Below are 20,323 nucleotides of genomic sequence, written 5' to 3'. Positions count from 1 at the left end.
AGGGCCACTCTTTCGCTGCAAAAATACTTTATATGGATGAAAGTACGGTGATATGCTGTTATGAGAGTTGTAGCAGGAGAACGCAAAGGAATGCCGTTAAAAGCAATAGCTGGAAATACGACAAGACCTACAACAGACAAAGTAAAGGAATCGATTTTTAATATTATCGGTCCGTTTTTTGACGGAGGGATTGCACTTGATTTGTTTGCCGGAAGTGGAGGCTTGGGTATTGAATCATTAAGCCGAGGGGCGGAGCGTGCTATTTTTATTGAAAAAGACGCCAAAGCATTCCAGGTGCTACAAGAAAATATAAAAAAATGTCGCTATGAAGAGGATACAGAGCTCTTTCGAATTGATGCAAAGCGTGCTGTGAAAGCGCTATTAAAACGTGATATTACCTTTAAATTAGTCTTTTTAGATCCTCCTTATCATCAACAGGAATATTATGATTTAGTACAGGTTCTTGTTGACAACGATAAAGTTCAACGAAATGGTATTATTTTATGTGAACATGCAAAAGAGGTACCATTACCTCAGCATTTTGGGGAGTTTGTTTTAACAAGACAAGAAACATATGGCGGAACTATCATTTCGGTTTATCGCTGTAAAGAGGAAGAGGGAGAATAAGTTGTCTGAGAAAATTGCTGTAGTTCCTGGGAGTTTTGACCCTGTCACATTCGGCCATCTAGATATTATCAAGCGTGCGGCAGATGTGTTTGACATTGTATATGTAGCAGTATTAAACAATTCAGCGAAGAATCCGTTGTTTTCCGTAGAGGAACGTATGGCTTTAATGGCTGAAGTTACAAAAACATTACCAAATGTTCGTATAGAAAGTTCTTCGGGCCTTCTTATTGACTATGCCAAGGAAAAAAAGGCGAAAGCAATTGTTCGTGGTTTACGAGCAGTTTCAGATTTTGAATATGAAATGCAAATTACTTCTATGAACCGTTTCCTAGATGAAACCATTGAAACATTTTTTATTATGACGAAGAATCAATATTCCTTCCTAAGTTCTAGTATAGTAAAAGAAGTTGCGAAATACGGTAGTGATGTTAGTGAACTAGTTCCAACATGTGTCGTACAAGCTTTAAAAGAAAAGTATAATTTTGATAAGTAATATTGAGAGGATGTCAAAAAAATGACATCCTCTTTTTTCTTTAGTGAAAGCTATCGTTATTTCAGAAAAAATAGAGCATAAATAGTTGGCACAATGATTATGCTAAGGAGGCGGAATTTTATATAAGGTCTTACAGATAGTTTTGCTGATTTTGCGATAACAAAGATTTGTAAGTGAATACTGATACTTTGCATGGTTAATAAAATCACCACTAATAAAGTGATGTACGGAAAGTCTGGAAAGGCAGTAACCGTCATTTTAAGGCCATTTGTCACCTCGAGGATAGCTGCAATAGAAAGTTCGACCGTATAAGGTAGTTTTGGTATTAGCTGATCTAAGCCCTCCTGTACGATGGTCTGAATCGTTGTAAAAAAGATGATGGTTGTACCAACTAACAGTATTGTTGGAGCGGTTTCTTTAATACTTTCTGAAAAAGGAGCACTATAGAGTGGTGTGTTGTGTACGGATATACTAGGTGGATCCGTTTTGCGAAATAAGTAATAGCCTGTTACTAAGCAACAAATATTAAAAGTATGTAGTAAACATAAAAACAACCATCCAAACGTATTACTGTTTAGTAAATCAAGGCTTACAAAACCTAGAACGAACAATGGACTTGGTGCATGACAAACAGCAAGTAAAAAATTTGCTTCTTTTGTGTGTAATTGACCACTATTTTTTAAATATACAATGGTTGTCGCGCCTGTTGGATAGCCACCAAGTGCACTAATAATGTAGGCTTGTACGTATAAAGAGGCTCTTTTTGTTTTTGTTCGCATAGGAGCCGTTAAACGCAGAAGCCATTGTGTTAACACGAGATATGGCAGTAAATATGGAAAAAGTGCTTCCATGAAAAGATTTAAGCCTAAATCAGTACCACTATGAGCGGTTTGTGGGAATAACAAGAGTAAGAGAATGAGAATTACGCAGAGCGCTATTTGAATTGTAGCAAACATGTTATCAACTCGTTTCAACTTTTTGTCATTCACATAGGCAAATGCTAAAATCAATATATGTGAGAATGGCAAAAACATGAACGTATGGTTTTGCAAGCGTCCTAGGAGGTGTTTAGTAGTGAAGAAAAAAATTGGAATTTATGCAGTGTTGTTAGTCGTGATTTGTTTTTTGATGTTATACCGACTAGACGCGTATATTATGAAACCCGGAAGTGCCTATGATGTCAGTAAATTTGTAACTGTCGATAGCAAAGAGGCAGATAGTTTGGGATCATTAAGTTTAATGACTGTCGCGATGCAGCAAGCCACACCGTTTTCGTATTTATGGGCAAAAGTTCAAAAATATCAAAAACTAATGGATATGGAGCAAGTACGAAACCCTTTAGAAGATGATGAGGAATATAATATTCGACAGTTAAAATTAATGTCTGATTCTCAGTTTAATGCGAAATATGTAGCTTTCCAAAGGGCTGGGTTAGAGACAAAGGTGCATTTTAATGGCGTATTTATATTAAATGTGTTAGATGGCGGAGCATCGGACGGTATTTTAAAAGCTGGGGATGAAATTATCGAGGTTGACGGTCAAAAAATAACGAGCCAGCAAATGCTTGTTGACCTTTTAAAGCCTAAGCAGCTTGGAGATAAGGTAACAATTCAATTTAAACGTAATGAAGAACGCAAACAGGAGACCATTACGTTGCAGGAAATCCCTAATACGCAAGAACATAGAGCAGGTTTAGGGATATCTTATACAGAAAGCAAATCTATCGAAACAATTCCGAAAGTAACGATGAAAACGGAGGATATCGGAGGGCCTTCAGCTGGTTTGATGTTTACGCTTGAAATATTGGATCAGCTTCTTGATGAAGATTTAACGAAAGGCTACGCAATTGCTGGTACTGGTGAAATGCTAATAGACGGTTCTGTAGGTAGAATTGGCGGAATTGATTATAAGGTTATTGCAGCTGATCGAGATGGCATGGAAATCTTCTTTGCGCCAGATGATGAAATTTCTAAAGAAATGAAGGCGAAATATCCAGAGCTAGAATCTAATTATGCAACTGCTGTAAAAACGGCAAAAGAAATCAAAACCAAAATGAAAATCGTTCCTGTGAAAACGGTAGATGATGCCATCGACTATTTAAAGCAGCTACAGCCAAAATAAAATCTAAACCCGAACTATTTCGAAACGAAAGCTTCACAGAATAGTTCGGGTGTTTTTTTGATGTAAAAATCTTTTGGAATAGTTAACAACGGATAGGCGGTGTTTGATAGTCCTTAGGTAGGGGGCGATCCTTTGTTCCTTGTTCGATACTCAAATTGTATAGCTCAGCAGCATGAATATCGATAGCTAACATCGCATCATTGGTAGCTGCTACTCGGCTAATTAAAGGTAACTCAATATCCTTTTTGTGCTTACCTATATAAGCTTGTCCTTTAGAACTCATGCCTAGTAATCGAATAAAGGTTGGCTGTTCAAAACTTTGAAGCTGTTCTTTTGTAAAGCCAGTATAAATATGTGTGATCATACGTTGAAGACGAGTCCATGTATAACGTTTGGATTTTACTTTTTCCATAAAGCTATTGAAAGAATTGCTGGTCTTGGCTGCCTTCACTATGGCATTTTCAATACCTTCTGTTACTTCTGCATAACGAGTGAGTTCTGAAGGTGTATGTCTTATTATAGTGAACTGCAATAATGGCCAAAATCTTTCCCAGCTTGCAAAATAGTTATATTTATTATACCAATCAGCTAAAAAGTCAAAAGTGGACTCTGGGACAACATTTTGCACACTCTGTAAAGAACTTGTGGACGCAAGAGCTTTACGTATACCCGTTGCACTGGCGATCGATGAATCTTCCTTTAAAACATCATGATAGCCTGCTGCGATGCGAGGAATTGTTAGTGGTTTAATATGGCTCCCAAGTGACTTGGCTGCTTCAAGATAATGAAAGCCCAGAATATTATTTGGTTGAGCAAGATCGATGTATGGAGCAGGGAACTTCTGAGAAAGCTGTTCATAGGCATAATGTAGACTTTTAGGATAGCTTGCACCTGTTTTAAGGCTTTCTTTAATAAGTATGTCATATTCTGAACGGTTGTGGTCAATCAGCTCAAAAGTGTTCAAAAACGGTTGAATAGAACCATTCTCACTACCAAAGGCAAACGACTCACAGCCAACAGCGCTTAATAAAGAAATAGCGCCTTTTGCAAAATCGGAGGCAGGTGCTGTACTATAGACATAAGGAAGCTCGATCACTATATCCACACCGCCAGCAAGGGCCATTTTAGTACGTGTCCATTTATCAACCATGGCAGGTTCTCCACGTTGTAAAAATGTTCCGCTCATCACTGCAATGACGATATCCGCCTGTGCTACTTTTTTAGCCTGTTTTAAATGATAAGCATGTCCATTGTGAAAAGGATTATATTCAACAACAATTCCAACCGCTTGCATGCTTTTCCCCCTTATAATTTGTGTCTTTATTTAAAACTGTAGGAGCAAATACACTTCTCATAGTATATAATTATAGGTGGGTTTTAAAGTGGTGACAAGAAATTATCTTGACATCTATTTTTACACATTATATAATCAACAGTGTTGTCTCGAGGTGATTAAACGAATGAAATGGTCAATTCATCAATTATCTAAATACCGCCAAAACGGGATGCCAATCGATGCCTTTGTCCAGCTGGATGAAGTGATGGAGCGAAACCAGGATATTCGAGCAATTTCGCCCGTTCATGTAAAAGGGCTATGTACTTTTGGTGCATCGCAAATGACATGTCAGTTAACTGTGACAGCGACGTTAACACTTCCATGTGCTCGCACGTGGGAGGATGTTGAGTTTCCTATCGAAGTTGAGACAGTTGAAATTTTTAGCTGGATTGACGAAGATAAGCGAGGAGACGATGACGGAGACATTCACTATATTGACGGTGAAGTCATCGACATGAAACCAGTTCTTGAGGAATTAATTTTACTTGAGGTACCAATGCAAGTGTTCAAAGAAAATTCTGAAGGACAAATGCATGGTGGTAAAAATTGGTCTTATGCAACAGATGAAGACGTAGAGCTACACAAAAAAGCTGATGAACAAAAAGTGGATCCAAGACTAGCTGCTTTAGCTAAGTATTTTGATCAAACAGACGAATAGACGATCTGTAAGGAGGTGCCATCAATGGCTGTACCATTTAGAAGAACTTCTAAAACTGCAAAAAGAAAGCGTCGTACGCATTTCAAATTATCTGTACCTGGTATGGTAACTTGCCCTAACTGTGGTGAGGCTAAATTATCACACCGTGTTTGCAAAGCTTGCGGACAATACAAAGGTAAAGAAGTAGTTAGCAAATAATACAGTGTTTGCTCACTTAAAAGGCTAGTAGAGAGACCATGGCTCTTTACTAGCCTTTTTGTTGGCTTAAAAAGACGGAATATTTTGTTGATTATGAAGTTCTTTACAATAGTAAAATAATTGTATGATACAATTTATTCATTGAAACAAAGGGGGTAACAATATGTCTTATAAAATTGATAATGCTGATGGCATTATGACGTTTACAATTAATCGTGAAGAGAAGCGGAATGCGGTTAATGATGAGGTTATGGATGGTCTTCAAGAAGTCATTACATATATTCGTCAGCATGAAGATGTCCGATTTTTAGTAGTGACAGGTGCTGGTGATAAATCATTTTGTTCTGGTGGGGATTTATCAGAGTTTCATTCGTTAGAAACAGAAGATGAGGCATTTGGTATGTTAAGTAAGATGGGGAAAATATTATATGAACTTGCAACACTGCCGGTGCCGACTATTGCTCTTATAAATGGTACTGCTGTTGGAGGTGGTTGTGAGATTGCTACAGCCTGTGATTTTCGTCTAGTGGCAAGTCATGCGAAGTGTGGCTTTATTCAAGGGACCTTAGCGATTACAAGTGGTTGGGGTGGTGGTACATACTTATTTGAGCGGGGATTACGCCATGATCGTGCGATGAAGATGCTTGTAGATGCAAAGCCATATCCCGCACAGCTATTATATGAGATAGGGTGGGCTATGCGTGTTTTTGAAGGCTCGAAAGAAGAAGCGTTGGATGATTTTATTGAACATATGCGTAAAATCCATCCTTCTGTTCATAAGGCGTATAAAGAAATTGAACTTCGGAAGTGGCGTGAATGCAATATGTATGAGCGTGTAATGGAGGAAGTTCGGACATGTGCAAAGTTGTGGGAAAGTGACGCGCACCACCAAGCAGTTAATAATTTCTTGACAAAGAATAATAATAAGTAATGTATAGAGGCAGTGATAAGAGGAAATCAAGATCACTGTCTTTTTTCATGCAATGATTCTATTTTGCTCGTTACTGCATATAGTAGTAAAAAATGCGAGGGTGATAGATTATGGAATTGAAAAAAAGAAAAGATCAATGGACAAAGGAAGACGATGAAAGACTAGCAGAGATTGTCTTGCATAATGTGCAAAATGGTAAAACGCAGCTAGAAGCCTTTGAAATGGCGGCTGCAGAACTAGGTCGTACAAAACAAGCATGTGGTTTCCGCTGGAATAAAACATTACGTGGTCAATATAGTCAGTCGCTATTAGCTGTGCGAAATCAGCCGCAACAATCTATGCGAAGTCACTTGAAATTGGCATTGACAAGTTTTGACGAATTAACTGAGGCTTATCAAACGCTTGAAATGAAGCATCGTGAATTGCAAAATGAGCATGAGAAATTGGTGAAATGGCTACAGCAAGGCTATTCATTGATGAAAGATTAAAGTGACAGGTGTGAGGCATTTTTAAACAATGAAATTCATTGCTTTTCTGGAGGTAAAACCCTTTCTGTATATCGTCAACAATCAAACAATCCTGTATAATAAAAGAACCAATATTTAAGGTGCCTTAGATCTAATCTAGGGCACCTTATTCTTATCGTTTTATTTTGGCTTTGGAAATTTCTTTTGTCCGAAAGAGGAGCACTTGTAGCGTTCAATCACCATGTCCTGAGTGGATGACGATGCCTGATTTAATGGTTCTGAAATCTCAGGGTAGTGAAAGACATAGTTTAGTTAACCGTTATCATAAGAAGTGACTCAGAGGACAGTACACATTGAGATAGAAAGGGTGTAAAAAATGAAAGTGGCCATAATAGGTGCCGGAGCAGTTGGTCAATTAACAGCAAGTTTTTTAGCTGAGTCGGGTACATCGGTATCATTGGTTGTGAGAAGACAGGAGCAGGTTAATGAGCTAAATACTAAAAAGTTGACACGTATCAACGTGGACGGAACTAAAACTGTGCAAAATATTGTTTCTACAACAAATTTGACTTCTCTTCCAATGCAAGATTTACTAGTGATTGCTGTTAAATATAGTCATTTGCAACAGCTCTATAAACAATTAGCTTTATTACCAAGTGATATGCCGTTATTATTTATGCAAAATGGATTAGCGCATTTTGAGGAAGTGTTAAACTTACCACAAAAAAACATTGCCTTTTGCTCTGTGTCCTTTGGTGCTCAAAGGGTAGATCAAACAACGGTTTGTCATAGAGGAGTAGGACTGTGTAAAATTGCTGTAGAACGAGGGAAACAACACACCTTTGAGAAGTTACTTCAATTACATTGTTCTTTGTTTCCTGTTGAAATGGTTAGTAATGCGGAGCAAATGCTTTTTGACAAAGCCATACTTAATAGTTTGATTAATCCTTTAACTGCTGTACTACAATTAAACAACGGGGAGTTAGTAACAAATAAACAAGCGTTTTTACTGATGGAAAATATTTATCAAGAGCTTACTGAAGCGTTTGAAAACATGGAACACTCCATATCTTTTGGTGATGTGGTAGACTTATGTAGGAAAACAGCCGAAAATACATCATCTATGCTGGCGGATCGCCTGCAGGGTAGAAAAAGTGAAATTGAAACAATAGTTGGCGTCATTTTAAACAAAGCATTGGCAAAGGGTCATCATTTGCCAACTTTGCGTACTTTATATCACCAAGTACTTGCACTAGAGGAGAGCGGTGAAAGAAGTTGAAAGACCTTTTACATATCGTGATTAGTATCATTATTTTTTGTCCAATAGTTCTTTTTGTTATTGTTTATCTCGTAGGTAGAAAAATTAAAATTCGTGGCACACATGCTTTTGGAGCAGCCTCTGATGTTACGACATTGTGTTTGTTTTTTTCGGTCCCCTTAGCTATTGGGGTGTTGTGGCGTGTGAATGTAGGAGCACTTTTAGTGATTCTTGCACTAATGATGGCTATGATTTTTACATATATTGATTGGCGAACGAAAAAGGAACTAGAAGTGATGCCGTTATTAAAGAAGATTTGGCGTTTTTTGTTTTTAATACTTAGTACAGCATACGTAGTCATTTGTATCGTAGGCGTTATTCAATCCATTATAGAATATTTACATGTAGTCTAAGCATTTTCTTTTCATGTTGAAGCTATAAGCGTTAAAATAGTAGCATTGAAAATAGTTATTAAAAAATCATTTTGTATGAATGGGAATATTCATTGCATTTATACACCTTAGTGCTAGAAGCATAGTATTGGGTGAAAACATTAAATTTAATTTTTTTGTATGTTTTTGTACCGAATGAACAGGAATGGGTACCCTTCTTAGAGGGAGCTTTTAAGATACTCGTCCTCTGGCATAAGGTGTATCCACATTATGTTGCCTAAAGTATTTTTCGAGCAAGTTCGGAAAAACCGAATTGGGATTATGTGCATAGTATGAATGGAATAATTTCTCGTTCCAAGTAAGAATGATTTAGTGAGTAGAGGAGTTTATGATAAATGAAACTGGAGTCTATCCAAGTACCTATAAAAAATCATGTGCTAGCAGATTACTGGTCGCCAAATACTGCTATTCATCAGTTTTTTGAATATGATTATAATGATCAAGCTTTTGAGGATCGAGCGAAGCATTTAGCCCAACATGCCCGTGATCAAAAAGAATTAACAGCTATCATCCGACAATTTATGGAGCCGTTTGGGCTATCCCAAAAAGCGAACGAACACTTAGAACAACTAGAGCAAGGAGCTATGGTAGTAGTTGGTGGACAACAAGCAGGTATCTTAACTGGCCCTCTTTACTCCGTTCATAAAGCTATTTCAGTGATAGCATTAGCCAAAGAGCAAAGTGTAAAGCTGCAACAGCCTGTTATCCCTGTTTTTTGGATAGCCGGAGAAGATCATGATTTAGAAGAAATTAATCACACGTATACAGTTCATGGAGAACTACTGAAAAAGCGTGCATACAGTGAGCGATCTAGACGTAAGACGATGGCGTCTGCAACAACGTTAAACAAAGAAGCGATGACACAATTGATTAACACAATTGTTCGAGATATTGGTGAAACGGAGTTTACGGAAGCGCTAATTAAACAATTGGTGGACGCATTAAATGATAGTGAAACATTTACGGATTTCTTTGTTTGTTTAATGAATCAACTGTTCAAAGAAGAAGGCTTGTTGTTAATTGATGCTGCTGACTTCCAATTCCGCCAATTTGAAAGTAAATATTTTGCACAAATTATTCAAAACAATGAAGAAATTGCTAGAGTAGTAACCGAAAAGGAAGAAGAGCTTGAGCAAGCAGGCTACGGGAAGCCTATTTTGGCAACAGCTGAAGCAGCCAATTTATTCTATGTGGAGGATGGAGAACGTCATCTTTTAGAACGGAAAAATGAGCTGTTTGTTAATTTAGCAGCGAACATCAAGTTTTCACAAGAAGAGCTACTAGATATTGCAGAAAAGCACCCTGAACGTTTAAGTAATAACGTAGTGACTCGTCCTTTGATGCAGGAGATGGCACTGCCTGTCCTAGCGTTTGTTGGAGGACCTGGTGAATTGGCCTATTGGGCTACACTGAAAAATGCATTCAAGGTATTAGATCTACAAATGCCAATTTTTGCACCACGTCTTCATATCACAATTGTTACAAGACATGTAGAACAGTTGTTACGTGAGCATCAACTAACGGTTTCAGACGTTTGGGAAGGAAAGGCATTGCAATTGAAAGAACGCTTTATTGCAGATGTTCAGGATAGTGAAGCGAAGCGTCAAATTCATGACATGCAGCAATTATTAACTGAAAAGTATGAGGAGCTAGCATCCTACTTAGAGAAACAACAATTGCATTTAGATAAAATCCTTGAGAAAAATCAAGAAAATCATGCGAAGCAATTTGATTACCTACAGCAAAAAATTGAACAAACTGTACTAAGTAAGCATGAAACGACTATTCGTAAATTCACGACATTGCAAAATGAGTTGTACCCAAATGATGGTTTCCAAGAGAGAACCTATAATCCATACCAATATTTCAATGAGTTTGGACCTATGTTAATAACTGAAATGCTAAAGCAAAATTATAGCATCGGTAAACACCACTATTTACTTTATTTATAAACGTAATATCAGGTGCTTTTTACCTAAGTGATTATTTGATATCATGTGGATATGATGAATGATGTCTGAAAAAGTAGTATTTAAAGAGCTATCCTACTATGGGTAGCTCTTTTTTTATGTCCTTTAGCATATGTCGGATAATTCCCTAAAGGTCTAATTGCATATTAAGCGATAAAATGTCAAGTTTTTTTTAAAAAAAGTGGAGGAAAGTGGGGGGATGTGGTACATTATTTAATAAAGTGGGGTGAGTAGTATGTTCATGGGAGAATATCAACACTCCGTTGATGCGAAAGGGCGATTAATCGTACCGGCAAAATTTCGTGACGCTTTAGGCGAAACGTTTGTTGTTACAAGAGGTCTCGATAACTGTCTATTTGGCTATCCTATGAATGAATGGCGAAAACTCGAAGAAAAATTAAAAGGTTTACCAATGACCAAAAAAGATACACGTGCATTTGCAAGGTTTTTCTTTTCTGGAGCAACAGAGGTAGAAATAGACAAGCAGGGGCGCATCAATATCCCAACAACACTTATGCAACATGCACATCTTGTCAAGGAGTGTGTGGTGTTAGGCGTTTCAAATCGAATTGAGATTTGGGCTAAAGATGCTTGGGAAGATTACTTTAGTGAGTCTGAACAATCTTTTAATGAAATTGCAGAAAATATGATTGGCTTTGATTTTTAACTTTGATAGGTATTACAACGCAAATGTTGTATGAGGTTAAGGCCTGAAAGGAGCGTGTGGTATGTTCGATCATACAACCGTGTTATTAAAAGAAACTGTTGATGGGTTGAACATCGATCCTGATGGTGTATATGTGGACTGTACGCTAGGCGGTGCAGGACACAGTGAATATTTAGTACAACAATTATCAGATAAAGGCCGTTTAATTTGCTTTGACCAGGATATGACGGCTATTGAAAATGCGAAGGTTCGATTAGCGCCCTATATTGAGCGTGTGACATTTATTCATTCGAATTTCCGTTATTTAAAAGAGGAGCTATTGGCTCATGGTATCGATCAAGTTGACGGTATTTTATATGACTTAGGCGTATCTTCTCCACAATTAGATACACCTGAGCGAGGCTTTAGCTATCACCATGATGCACCACTCGATATGCGTATGGACCAAACGGCAACACTTACAGCATTTGATGTTGTCAATCAATGGGCATACGAAGATCTCGTACGGATATTTTTCCGATATGGGGAAGAAAAATTTTCGAAGCAAGTGGCTCGTAAAATTGAGGAGGCCCGTAAACTAGCACCGATTGAAACTACTGGTCAACTAGTCGAGCTGATTAAAGAGGGTATTCCAGCAGCGGCACGCCGAAAAGGTGGACATCCAGCAAAGCGCATTTTCCAAGCAATACGAATTGCTGTAAATGATGAGCTAGGCGCAGCAGAGGATTCATTAGTCGATGCGATTGATATGATTAACGTAGGGGGGCGCATTAGTGTCATTACGTTCCATTCATTGGAGGACCGCCTATGTAAGACAATCTTTAAGGAAGCGTCATCATTACCGGAATTACCACCAAATTTACCTGTAATTCCTGATGACATGAAACCTACTTTAAAGCTTATTACACGAAAGCCAATCATTCCTTCAGAAGAGGAATTGGCAGTAAATAATCGTGCGCGTTCAGCGAAGCTTAGAGTGGTGGAAAAAATTAACGACAAAGGGCGTGAGTAAATGGCAGCAGTTCGTGTAAGGCAACAGCACCAACATCAACAAGTGCAACAACCGATAACACCACCTAGTCCACAACCCACTATCATACGTCGTAAAAAAACGAACCAGAAGTTTGAAAAAACAATGCTACTAGTTTTAGTTGGCATTATCGCTGTATTAGGAGTGCTAGTATTAAATAACCAAGCAGCTATTCAAACAACAAGTATGGACATTCAAAAGATCGAATCAGAAGCAGAAGAGATTGCGAAACAGAATGTTGACTTAACGGTTCGTGTAAGTGAACTTTCTACATACGAAAATATCTGGAAAAAAGCAAAAGAACTCGGTTTAACTCAAAATGAGAAAAATGTAAAGGTAGTGCCGGGAGAATGAAAAAAAAGAGATTTCGATTCCAATGGGGAGCCTTTCTATTATTAATTTTTTATGGAGGGCTCTTTTTTGTATTATTCACAAGAATGGTAACAATTCAAGCGACAGGAGAAGTAGAAGGACAAGAGCTTGCAGCGAGAGCAGCAGCAAAGTATGGTAAGGAAAGTGTTATTACAGCAAATCGTGGGAAAATTTATGATCAAAGTGGTCAAGTAATTGCGGAAGATACGTTAAGCTATCGCTTGGTTGCTATCGTAAATGAAGCGGCAACCACAGACCCAAAGAAACCAAGACATGTTGTTGATGCTGAAAAAACAGCAAAGGTTTTAGCTAAATATATTCCAGCAATGAAAGAGGAAGAGGTTGTTAAGAAACTAAACAATCGCTATCGAAGTGATGGAAAACCTTTATATCAAGTGGAGTTTGGAAGCGCAGGCCGCGGCATTAGTCACGAGGTTATGAGTAAAATACAGAAAGAAAAACTACCGGGAATTCTATTTGTTAGTGACCTAAAACGTTATTATCCAAATGGAGTGTTTGCCTCACATTTAATAGGCTATGCACTGAAAAAGGATAATAAAGATGGCACGGTGACAACAAAGGGAGAAATGGGACTAGAATATACTTACGATAAAGAACTAACTGGCGTTAATGGCAAGGTTGAATATGAGACGGATGCTTTCCGTTACTTACTACCAAATAGCGAGAAAATGATTACGCCAGCTAAAAATGGGGATGACATCTATTTAACACTCGATAAAACGATCCAAAGCTTTTTAGAAGAGGCGATGACGAAGGTAGAACAGGAGTATAATCCTGAGTCCATGACCGCGGTAGTAGCAGATCCTAAAACTGGGAAAATTTTAGCGATGTCACAGCGTCCCACATTTAACCCAGAAACACGTGAAAGTCAAAATATGAAGTGGCTAAATGAGGTAATTGAAGAAACGATTGAGCCAGGTTCCACGATGAAAACATTCACGCTCGCCTCAGCTATTGATACAAATACATGGGCACCGAATGCTCCCTACCAATCAGGTTCATATACTATACTCGACCGTACTATTCGTGACCATAATCAAGTTGGGTGGGGGACAATTTCGTATTTAGAGGGATTCCAGCGTTCATCGAATACGGCCATGGCCAATTTATTAAAATTAATTGGCGATGAAGTTTTCATTGAATATTTAGATCGCTTTGGCTTCGGTCATAAAACAGGCATTGATTTGCCAAACGAAGCAACGGGGACAATTTTATCTAAATATCCAATTCAACGCGTAACAACAACGTACGGACAAGGTTCAACAGTCACGCCAATTCAGCTTATTCAAGCAATGACGGCTATTGCGAATGATGGTAAGATGATGCAGCCGTATGTTATCGACCGTATCGTAGATTCTTCAACAGGAAAGGTTATTCAAAATCATGAACCTGTTGAAAAAGGACAACCAATTAAAGCTGATACGGCAAAACAAGTACGAGAAATTCTTGCCTCCACATTAACATCAAAATATGGGACAGCAAAGGATTTTATACTAGAGGATTACGAAGTTGCTGGGAAGACAGGGACAGCGCAAATTCCTCGAGCAGATGGCTCTTATTCATGGGGTGCTAACCAATTCCTATATTCATTTTTAGGAATGGCTCCTGTTGATGATCCACAGTTAATCATGTACGTTTCAGTGAAAAAACCTAAGTTAAACAATGAGCTTGGCTCAGTACCAGTGTCTAAAGTCTTTAATCCAGTTATGTTAAATAGCTTAAAGCACCTTAACATCAATCCAGATGATATTCAGCATGTGGATAAAGTTGGTATCCAAGATTATACTGGCCAAAGTGCTGAAGCACTTGAAGTAGAGTTAGCGAATGATGGATTACAACCAATCGTTGTGGGTGATGGTGGTAAAGTTATAGATCAATATCCAAAAGATACAAAGAAACTTGTAAAAGGTAGTTTTGTATTTTTAAAGACGGATGGTGATATAACATTGCCAGACTTCACGAATTGGTCCTTACGAAATTTACTTGTTTTTAAATCCATGACAGGGCTAGAGATGGAGATTTTCGGTGAAGGTTTTGTAGCAAGTCAAAGCGTATCAGCTGGAACTGTCATCACAGATAGTTCGCCGATCGTTGTGAAGCTTAAAACACCTGCAGAAAGCTTCGTTCAAGACGTTGAAGCTGCCTCCGAGGGTGAAGTTGAAGAAGTAGATGATGAATAACATTGAATAGAAGTCCACTTTATTTCATACGTTGTAAAAAACAAGGTGTGATGTCGAATGAAGTGGATTTCTATCCATTCTAAAAAGCGTTTACGTGTTTTATATGTGTTGTTTATGTGTGTAGCAGTGGCGATTGTGATTAGGTTGTTCTTTTTGCAAGTTTTAGATCAAAAAGAACTGACAACCAAGGCAGAGGAGAATTGGGATCGAGAAATTCCATTTGCAAACGAACGAGGACACATTACAGACCGAGATGGCGAAAGTATTGTAACAAATAAGTTAGCGCCAACATTATATTTCATGCCTTCACAAAGTAATGATATTGAAGGAGCCGCCGAAAAAATTGCGCAAGTTTTAGAAGTAGATAAAGAGAAGTTATTAGAAAAAATGCAGAAAAAAGCGTACTTAGTGAAGTTAGCGCCTGAAGGGAAAAATATACCATATGAAAAAGCGGTAGAATTACAGGGGATGCAGATAGAAGGATTGTATAGTGGTGTTGACTATTCTAGGGATTATCCTTATGGTACACTATTATCTCGATTTTTAGGCTTTACTGGCTATGATGCGCAAGGCTTAGCAGGAATTGAATATGAATATGATAAGTTTTTGCAGGCAAATTCTTCTGCTATCCGTCTATTTACAGATGCAAAAGGGAATAATTTACCGAATGTTTCAAGTGCCTGGAAAGCAGGCGAGGATGGCGCAACGATTGAGTTAACAATTGATGTCGATGTCCAACAGGTCGTTGAGCGTGAATTGTCACAAGCTATGAAGCGCTATGAAGCTGACCAAGCATTAGCTATTGCTATGAATCCAAATAATGGTGAAATCTTGGCATTAGCCTCCTATCCAACTTTTCATCCAGCCGAATATCAATTAGTAGAGCCAGCCATTTATAATCGGAATTTACCTGTATGGATGACATACGAACCAGGTTCAACGTTTAAAATTATTACCCTTAGTGCTGCATTGGAAGAAAATCTAGTTGATTTAGAGAATGAAACTTTTTATGATCCAGGTTATACGATGGTAGCTGGAGCAAGGCTTCGATGCTGGAAACGTGAAGGGCATGGGCATGAAACGTTTTTAGAGGTCGTTGAAAACTCCTGTAACCCCGGCTTTATAGAATTAGGACAGCGCCTAGGTAATGAGCGGTTGTTGCAGTATATTAAAGATTTTGGCTTTGGTCAAAAGACAGGTTCTAATATTGCAGGTGAAGCATCAGGTATTTTATTTTCGAAGGAAGCCTTTGGACCTGTTGAGCAAGCCACAACCTCATTTGGCCAAGGGGTAGCCGTAACACCTATCCAACAGGTTCAAGCGGTAGCCGCGGCGATAAATGGAGGCAAGCTCTTTACGCCATATGTTGTAAAGAAGGTATTTAATCCGAATTCAGGGGAAGTTATTCAAGAGACGGAACCAGTTGTAAAAAAACAAGTAATCCGTGAGGAAACCTCTGCCAAAGTTAGAGGTGCTTTAGAATCGGTAGTCGCGAACGGCTCAGGTCGACAAGCCTTTCGAGATGGATTACGAATTGGCGGTAAAACAGGAACGGCACAAAAGGTTGAAAACGGCCGTTATAAAAGTGGAGAATATATCGTATCTTTTATTGGTTTTGCACCAGCGGACAATCCGCAAATTGTTGTCTATGTGGCTGTTGATAATCCGAAAAAGACGACACAGTTTGGTGGGGTTGTAGCAGCACCTATTGTTGGGCAAATTATTGAGGATGTTGCACCATTTGTAGGTATTGAAAAATCGAAGGAACAGCTTGAAAAAGATTATCGTTATGGTGATCCAATTACTGTGAAGGTACCGAATTTTATCGGTCAAACAAAGGATGATATTGCCAAGCAATTTTATCCATTCCGTATAGAATGGCATGGCGAAGGGACTAAAATTGGTAACCAATTACCTGAGGTGGATAGTGTTATCAAACAAGACGGTACCATCCATTTATATTTGGAGAACTAATATAACTTTACCTTTAAAAAATGGGAAAGAACCACTATTATTATGAAGGGTAGTAATAAATAAATGAAAGTTTATGCTTTTTTCTTAAAGAAGAAAGTGAAACAAGATTTAAAGGAGATTTTTCAATGAAACTCGCAACAACACTTACCATTTTAGCTCTTGCTTTTATAGTAACAGTTATCCTGGCACCAATTAGTATTCCACTTCTTCGTCGTCTCAAGTTTGGGCAAAGTATTCGTGAAGAGGGACCAAAATCACATATGAAAAAAGCTGGTACACCAACAATGGGTGGAATTATTTTCTTACTTTCTATCCTCCTAACAACTGTTGGTGTAGGTAGCTTTTTAGATTTATTAACAACACAAACCGTAGTACTATTATTAGTCTTAGCAGGGTTTGGCTTAATAGGTTTATTGGATGATGGTTTAAAGGTTGTCTTTAAAAGAAATTTAGGGTTAACCTCTCTACAAAAGTTAATTGGTCAAATTATCATTGCTATTCTAGCTTATTTCCTACTCCATGTAGGATCGTTTGATACTACGCTTGCCATTCCATTTACAGAGTGGACAATTGATCTTGGTGTATTCTATGTGGCCTTTTTAATATTCTGGTTAGTAGGCTTCTCCAATGCGGTGAATTTAACAGATGGATTAGACGGATTAGTGGCAGGTACTGCTTCAATTGCCTTTGCGGCGTTTGGTGTAATTGCACTATTCCAAAGCCAAGCAGATATCGCTCTCTTTACATTTGCTGTAACAGGTGCTTTATTAGGGTTTTTATTATTTAACGCGAATCCAGCAAAGGTATTTATGGGGGATACAGGGTCATTAGCATTAGGTGGGGCCTTAGCTATGGTATCTGTATTAGTAAAAGAAGAGTTCTTACTTTTGCTTGTCGGCTTAGTGTTTGTAATCGAAACATTATCCGTTATCTTACAGGTAGGTAGCTTTAAACTTCGTAAAAAGCGTATTTTTAAAATGAGCCCTATCCATCATCATTTTGAATTATCAGGTTGGTCAGAATGGAAAGTAGTGCTTGTTTTCTGGTCAACTGCCCTAGCAGTAGCATTGATTGCAGTCTTATCGGAGGCGTTCTAATGAAAAACTATACAGATTTACAACATAAAAAAGTACTTGTGTTAGGTCTAGCAAAAAGTGGTGTGGCCGCTGCTGAAATTTTACATGAGCTTGGCGCCTTTGTAACAGTCAATGATTCCAAACCCTTTGATGAAAGTCCAGATGCACAAGGATTACTACAAAAGGGAATAACAGTGATTTGTGGTCGCCATCCTGAAGATTTACTTGATGAAGGCTTTGAATTAGTAGTCAAAAATCCAGGGATTCCTTATAGCAATCGCATTGTGGCAGATGCTATAAGTCGTGACATTCCTGTTTGGACTGAGATTGAGCTTGCCTATTTAATTAGTGAGGCACCATTCATTGGTATTACAGGTTCAAATGGCAAAACAACGACGACAACTTTAATATTCGACATGTTAAATAACGGCAACAAAAACCCATTGATTGCTGGAAATATCGGGACAGTTGCTTGTGGTGTTGCTAAAGAGGCTAATGAAGATGACATTATTGTAACGGAATTGTCTTCTTTCCAATTGATGGGGACAAAAACATTTAAGCCTAAAGTTGCTATTTTAACGAATCTTTATGATGCACATTTAGATTATCATGGAACATTTGACAAATATGCAGAAGCGAAGTTTGGTGTTACACGAAATCAAGATGATAGTGATTATTTTATTTATAATGCGGATCAACCGGTTGTCGTTGGATATGCTGCTCAATCAAATGCACAAAAAGTTCCATTCAGCTCAAAAGGACGTACGGCAGACGGCATCAGTGCAGATGAGACAACAATTTATTGGCAAGGTGAACCCTATATGGAGCGAGCAAACATCGCCTTGCCTGGTAAGCATAATTTAGAAAATATACTTGCCGCCGTTGCAGCTTGTATTCTGGTAGGCTGTGATAAAGAGAAGATGGAAGAAGTCTTAGCTACTTTTGGTGGGGTTAGACACCGGACACAATTCGTGCGTGAATGGAATGGTCGAAAGATTTACAATGACTCGAAGGCAACCAATTGTCTAGCAACAAAGAGTGCATTAGATGCTTTCCAAGCACCTATCATTTTACTTGCAGGTGGTTTAGATCGTGGACATTCCTTTGAAGAACTTCGACCTAGTATGAATCATGTAAAAGGTGTTGTTGCATTTGGAGAAACAGGCTTACGATTTGTAGAATTTGCAAAATCGTGTGGTGTTGAACATACAGTCATTGCTCAAAATGTAGAAGACGCTGTACATTATGCAGCTCCGATGTCAGCAGAAGGGGATATTATTTTATTATCTCCAGCTTGTGCAAGTTGGGATCAATATGACAGCTTTGAAATACGCGGAGATGTTTTTATTGATGCTGTAATGAAGCTGTAATGAGCCTGTAACTATTTTAGAATATACTTGACTTGGAAGGATGGCATTACTGAGAGGGAAAGAAAGCTACTTATTGCTCGTCACAACTTTGATGCTATCAATAATCGGCATTATTTTCGTCTATTCTGCAGGTACCTATTGGAGTGCTGTTCATTATAGTGGAAAAATGCCGTTTTATATGAAGCAAAGCGTATACTTTGTGGTAGCCATTGCCGTATTTTTAATCACGATTCGATTAAATATTTTGAGAGAGCAGTCCTTTTGGAAAATGGCCTATATATTTTCGTTAATTTTACTTGTTCTCGTGCTAATCCCAGGAATTGGACTAGTACGAAATGGATCACAGAGCTGGATTGGGATAGGTCCTTTAACTATCCAACCAGCGGAACTAGCGAAAATAACTGTCATTGTGTACTTAAGCCATATACTAGCGCAACATAAAACAGGAACAATGATTGTGAATTGGCGCCACGGGTTCATCTTGCTATTACCTGTCATTCTTATCATGTTACAACCAGATTTTGGGTCTGTTTTTATTCTTGTTGTATCGGTGTTTTTATTATTTTTTGTCGCTGGGTATCCGTTAAAGCTGTACGCTATGATTATGTTAGCTGGAGTTGCTGGATTAGTAGGGCTAATCGCAACAGCACCATATCGTCTAAAGCGAATAGAAGCATTTCTTGATCCATGGGCTGATCCTTTAGTGAGTGGATTCCAAGCAGTGCAATCCTTAATGGCAATAGGGCCAGCGGGGATTTTTGGCCATGGTTTTGGACAAAGCCGTCAAAAGTTTCTGTACTTACCAGAACCTCAAAATGATTTTATTTACGCTATTATTTTAGAAGAAGTCGGATTGATTGGTGGCCTTGTTATTTTAATGCTTTTTGTACTGACAATCTATGCAGGTTATAAATTTGCTGTCCAGGCTAAAAATCGAACATCCTATTACGCCATTATTGGGCTTGTTACGATGCTAATGGTGCAAGCGTTTTTGAATATAGCTGTTGTGATTGGTTTAGTACCAGTAACGGGTGTTACTTTGCCTTTTATTAGCTACGGAGGAACATCTTTAGTAACAATGTGGTTAATAATAGGTATTATTTATCAATTAGCGAAATAAAT

At 38.2% G+C, this 20,323-nt stretch carries 20 protein-coding genes; 18 read left to right on the top strand and 2 right to left on the bottom strand.

From position 1 onward, the window contains the following. The first annotated feature begins 60 nt into the window (after nt 1–60). Together rsmD and coaD are read left to right on the top strand one after the other, a co-directional pair. Nucleotides 61–627 carry a 16S rRNA (guanine(966)-N(2))-methyltransferase RsmD gene (gene rsmD, locus SJW71_RS19395; protein WP_312506813.1) on the top strand — a complete coding sequence of 189 codons (567 nt, stop codon included), beginning with the start codon at nt 61–63 and terminating at the stop codon, nt 625–627. Between the two features lies 1 nt (nt 628). After that, on the top strand, nt 629–1,120 hold the full coding sequence (gene coaD, locus SJW71_RS19390; RefSeq protein ID WP_274795847.1) for a pantetheine-phosphate adenylyltransferase: 492 nt from the start codon (nt 629–631) through the stop codon (nt 1,118–1,120). Between the two features lie 56 nt (nt 1,121–1,176). On the opposite strand, the gene SJW71_RS19385 is transcribed toward coaD, so the two are convergent. Continuing rightward, nucleotides 1,177–2,076 carry a hypothetical protein gene (locus tag SJW71_RS19385; protein WP_312506812.1) on the bottom strand — a complete coding sequence of 300 codons (900 nt, stop codon included), beginning with the start codon at nt 2,074–2,076 and terminating at the stop codon, nt 1,177–1,179. A 118-nt stretch (nt 2,077–2,194) separates the two neighbouring features. Between SJW71_RS19385 and SJW71_RS19380 the strand changes: the two genes are divergently transcribed. Continuing rightward, on the top strand, nt 2,195–3,241 hold the full coding sequence (locus tag SJW71_RS19380) for a SepM family pheromone-processing serine protease (protein ID WP_274795849.1): 1,047 nt from the start codon (nt 2,195–2,197) through the stop codon (nt 3,239–3,241). Nucleotides 3,242–3,323: 82 nt separating this feature from the next. On the opposite strand, the gene SJW71_RS19375 is transcribed toward SJW71_RS19380, so the two are convergent. Then, nucleotides 3,324–4,535 carry a nucleotidyltransferase gene (locus SJW71_RS19375; RefSeq protein ID WP_431811351.1) on the bottom strand — a complete coding sequence of 404 codons (1,212 nt, stop codon included), beginning with the start codon at nt 4,533–4,535 and terminating at the stop codon, nt 3,324–3,326. A 166-nt stretch (nt 4,536–4,701) separates the two neighbouring features. On the opposite strand from SJW71_RS19375, the gene SJW71_RS19370 reads away from it, so the two are divergent. The 15 genes from SJW71_RS19370 (at nt 4,702) to ftsW (ending at nt 20,321) form a co-directional block, all read left to right on the top strand. Next, complete coding sequence (locus SJW71_RS19370; RefSeq protein ID WP_274795851.1) at nt 4,702–5,235, top strand: YceD family protein; 534 nt, start codon at nt 4,702–4,704, stop codon at nt 5,233–5,235. Nucleotides 5,236–5,259: 24 nt separating this feature from the next. Then, entirely contained in the window at nt 5,260–5,433 is a 174-nt protein-coding gene (gene rpmF, locus SJW71_RS19365) for a 50S ribosomal protein L32 (RefSeq protein ID WP_004224819.1), read from the top strand. 163 nt (nt 5,434–5,596) lie between these two features. Next, nucleotides 5,597–6,364, top strand: a complete 768-nt coding sequence (locus SJW71_RS19360) for an enoyl-CoA hydratase/isomerase family protein (RefSeq protein WP_274795852.1) — start codon at nt 5,597–5,599, stop codon at nt 6,362–6,364. 110 nt (nt 6,365–6,474) lie between these two features. Next, the gene (locus SJW71_RS19355) at nt 6,475–6,852 is read left to right on the top strand and encodes a transcriptional regulator (protein ID WP_274795853.1); all 378 of its coding nucleotides are present in this window, start codon (nt 6,475–6,477) and stop codon (nt 6,850–6,852) included. Nucleotides 6,853–7,207: 355 nt separating this feature from the next. After that, the gene (locus SJW71_RS19350; protein WP_274795854.1) at nt 7,208–8,110 is read left to right on the top strand and encodes a ketopantoate reductase family protein; all 903 of its coding nucleotides are present in this window, start codon (nt 7,208–7,210) and stop codon (nt 8,108–8,110) included. Further along, entirely contained in the window at nt 8,107–8,502 is a 396-nt protein-coding gene (locus tag SJW71_RS19345; RefSeq protein WP_274795856.1) for a DUF3397 domain-containing protein, read from the top strand. Before SJW71_RS19350 ends, SJW71_RS19345 begins: the two co-directional genes overlap by 4 nt. Nucleotides 8,503–8,876: 374 nt before the next feature. Then, the gene (gene bshC / locus SJW71_RS19340) at nt 8,877–10,493 is read left to right on the top strand and encodes a bacillithiol biosynthesis cysteine-adding enzyme BshC (RefSeq protein ID WP_274795857.1); all 1,617 of its coding nucleotides are present in this window, start codon (nt 8,877–8,879) and stop codon (nt 10,491–10,493) included. A 253-nt stretch (nt 10,494–10,746) separates the two neighbouring features. Further along, nucleotides 10,747–11,178 carry a division/cell wall cluster transcriptional repressor MraZ gene (gene mraZ, locus SJW71_RS19335; RefSeq protein WP_274795858.1) on the top strand — a complete coding sequence of 144 codons (432 nt, stop codon included), beginning with the start codon at nt 10,747–10,749 and terminating at the stop codon, nt 11,176–11,178. A 61-nt stretch (nt 11,179–11,239) separates the two neighbouring features. Further along, a complete protein-coding gene (gene rsmH / locus SJW71_RS19330; protein ID WP_274795859.1) occupies nt 11,240–12,190 on the top strand; it encodes a 16S rRNA (cytosine(1402)-N(4))-methyltransferase RsmH in 951 nt (316 codons plus the stop codon). Next, complete coding sequence (ftsL, locus tag SJW71_RS19325; RefSeq protein ID WP_274795860.1) at nt 12,191–12,562, top strand: cell division protein FtsL; 372 nt, start codon at nt 12,191–12,193, stop codon at nt 12,560–12,562. It begins immediately after the preceding gene. Continuing rightward, nucleotides 12,559–14,781 (top strand): penicillin-binding protein, encoded by a 2,223-nt coding sequence (locus tag SJW71_RS19320; protein ID WP_274795861.1) that lies wholly within the window; start codon nt 12,559–12,561, stop codon nt 14,779–14,781. Before ftsL ends, SJW71_RS19320 begins: the two co-directional genes overlap by 4 nt. Nucleotides 14,782–14,838: 57 nt before the next feature. After that, entirely contained in the window at nt 14,839–16,755 is a 1,917-nt protein-coding gene (locus tag SJW71_RS19315; RefSeq protein ID WP_429979565.1) for a stage V sporulation protein D, read from the top strand. A 125-nt stretch (nt 16,756–16,880) separates the two neighbouring features. Beyond that, nucleotides 16,881–17,852, top strand: coding sequence for a phospho-N-acetylmuramoyl-pentapeptide-transferase (gene mraY, locus SJW71_RS19310; protein WP_341385677.1), 972 nt, complete (start codon nt 16,881–16,883; stop codon nt 17,850–17,852). Next, nucleotides 17,852–19,201 carry a UDP-N-acetylmuramoyl-L-alanine--D-glutamate ligase gene (gene murD / locus SJW71_RS19305; protein ID WP_312506805.1) on the top strand — a complete coding sequence of 450 codons (1,350 nt, stop codon included), beginning with the start codon at nt 17,852–17,854 and terminating at the stop codon, nt 19,199–19,201. Before mraY ends, murD begins: the two co-directional genes overlap by 1 nt. 40 nt (nt 19,202–19,241) lie before the next feature. Beyond that, complete coding sequence (ftsW, locus tag SJW71_RS19300) at nt 19,242–20,321, top strand: putative lipid II flippase FtsW (protein WP_274795865.1); 1,080 nt, start codon at nt 19,242–19,244, stop codon at nt 20,319–20,321. Nucleotides 20,322–20,323 lie beyond the last annotated feature (2 nt).

This window comes from Lysinibacillus sp. FW12 (genome assembly GCF_050817245.1).
Taxonomy (GTDB): Bacteria; Bacillota; Bacilli; order Bacillales_A; family Planococcaceae; genus Lysinibacillus; species Lysinibacillus irui.
This window is presented reverse-complemented; position numbering and strand designations above follow the sequence as displayed.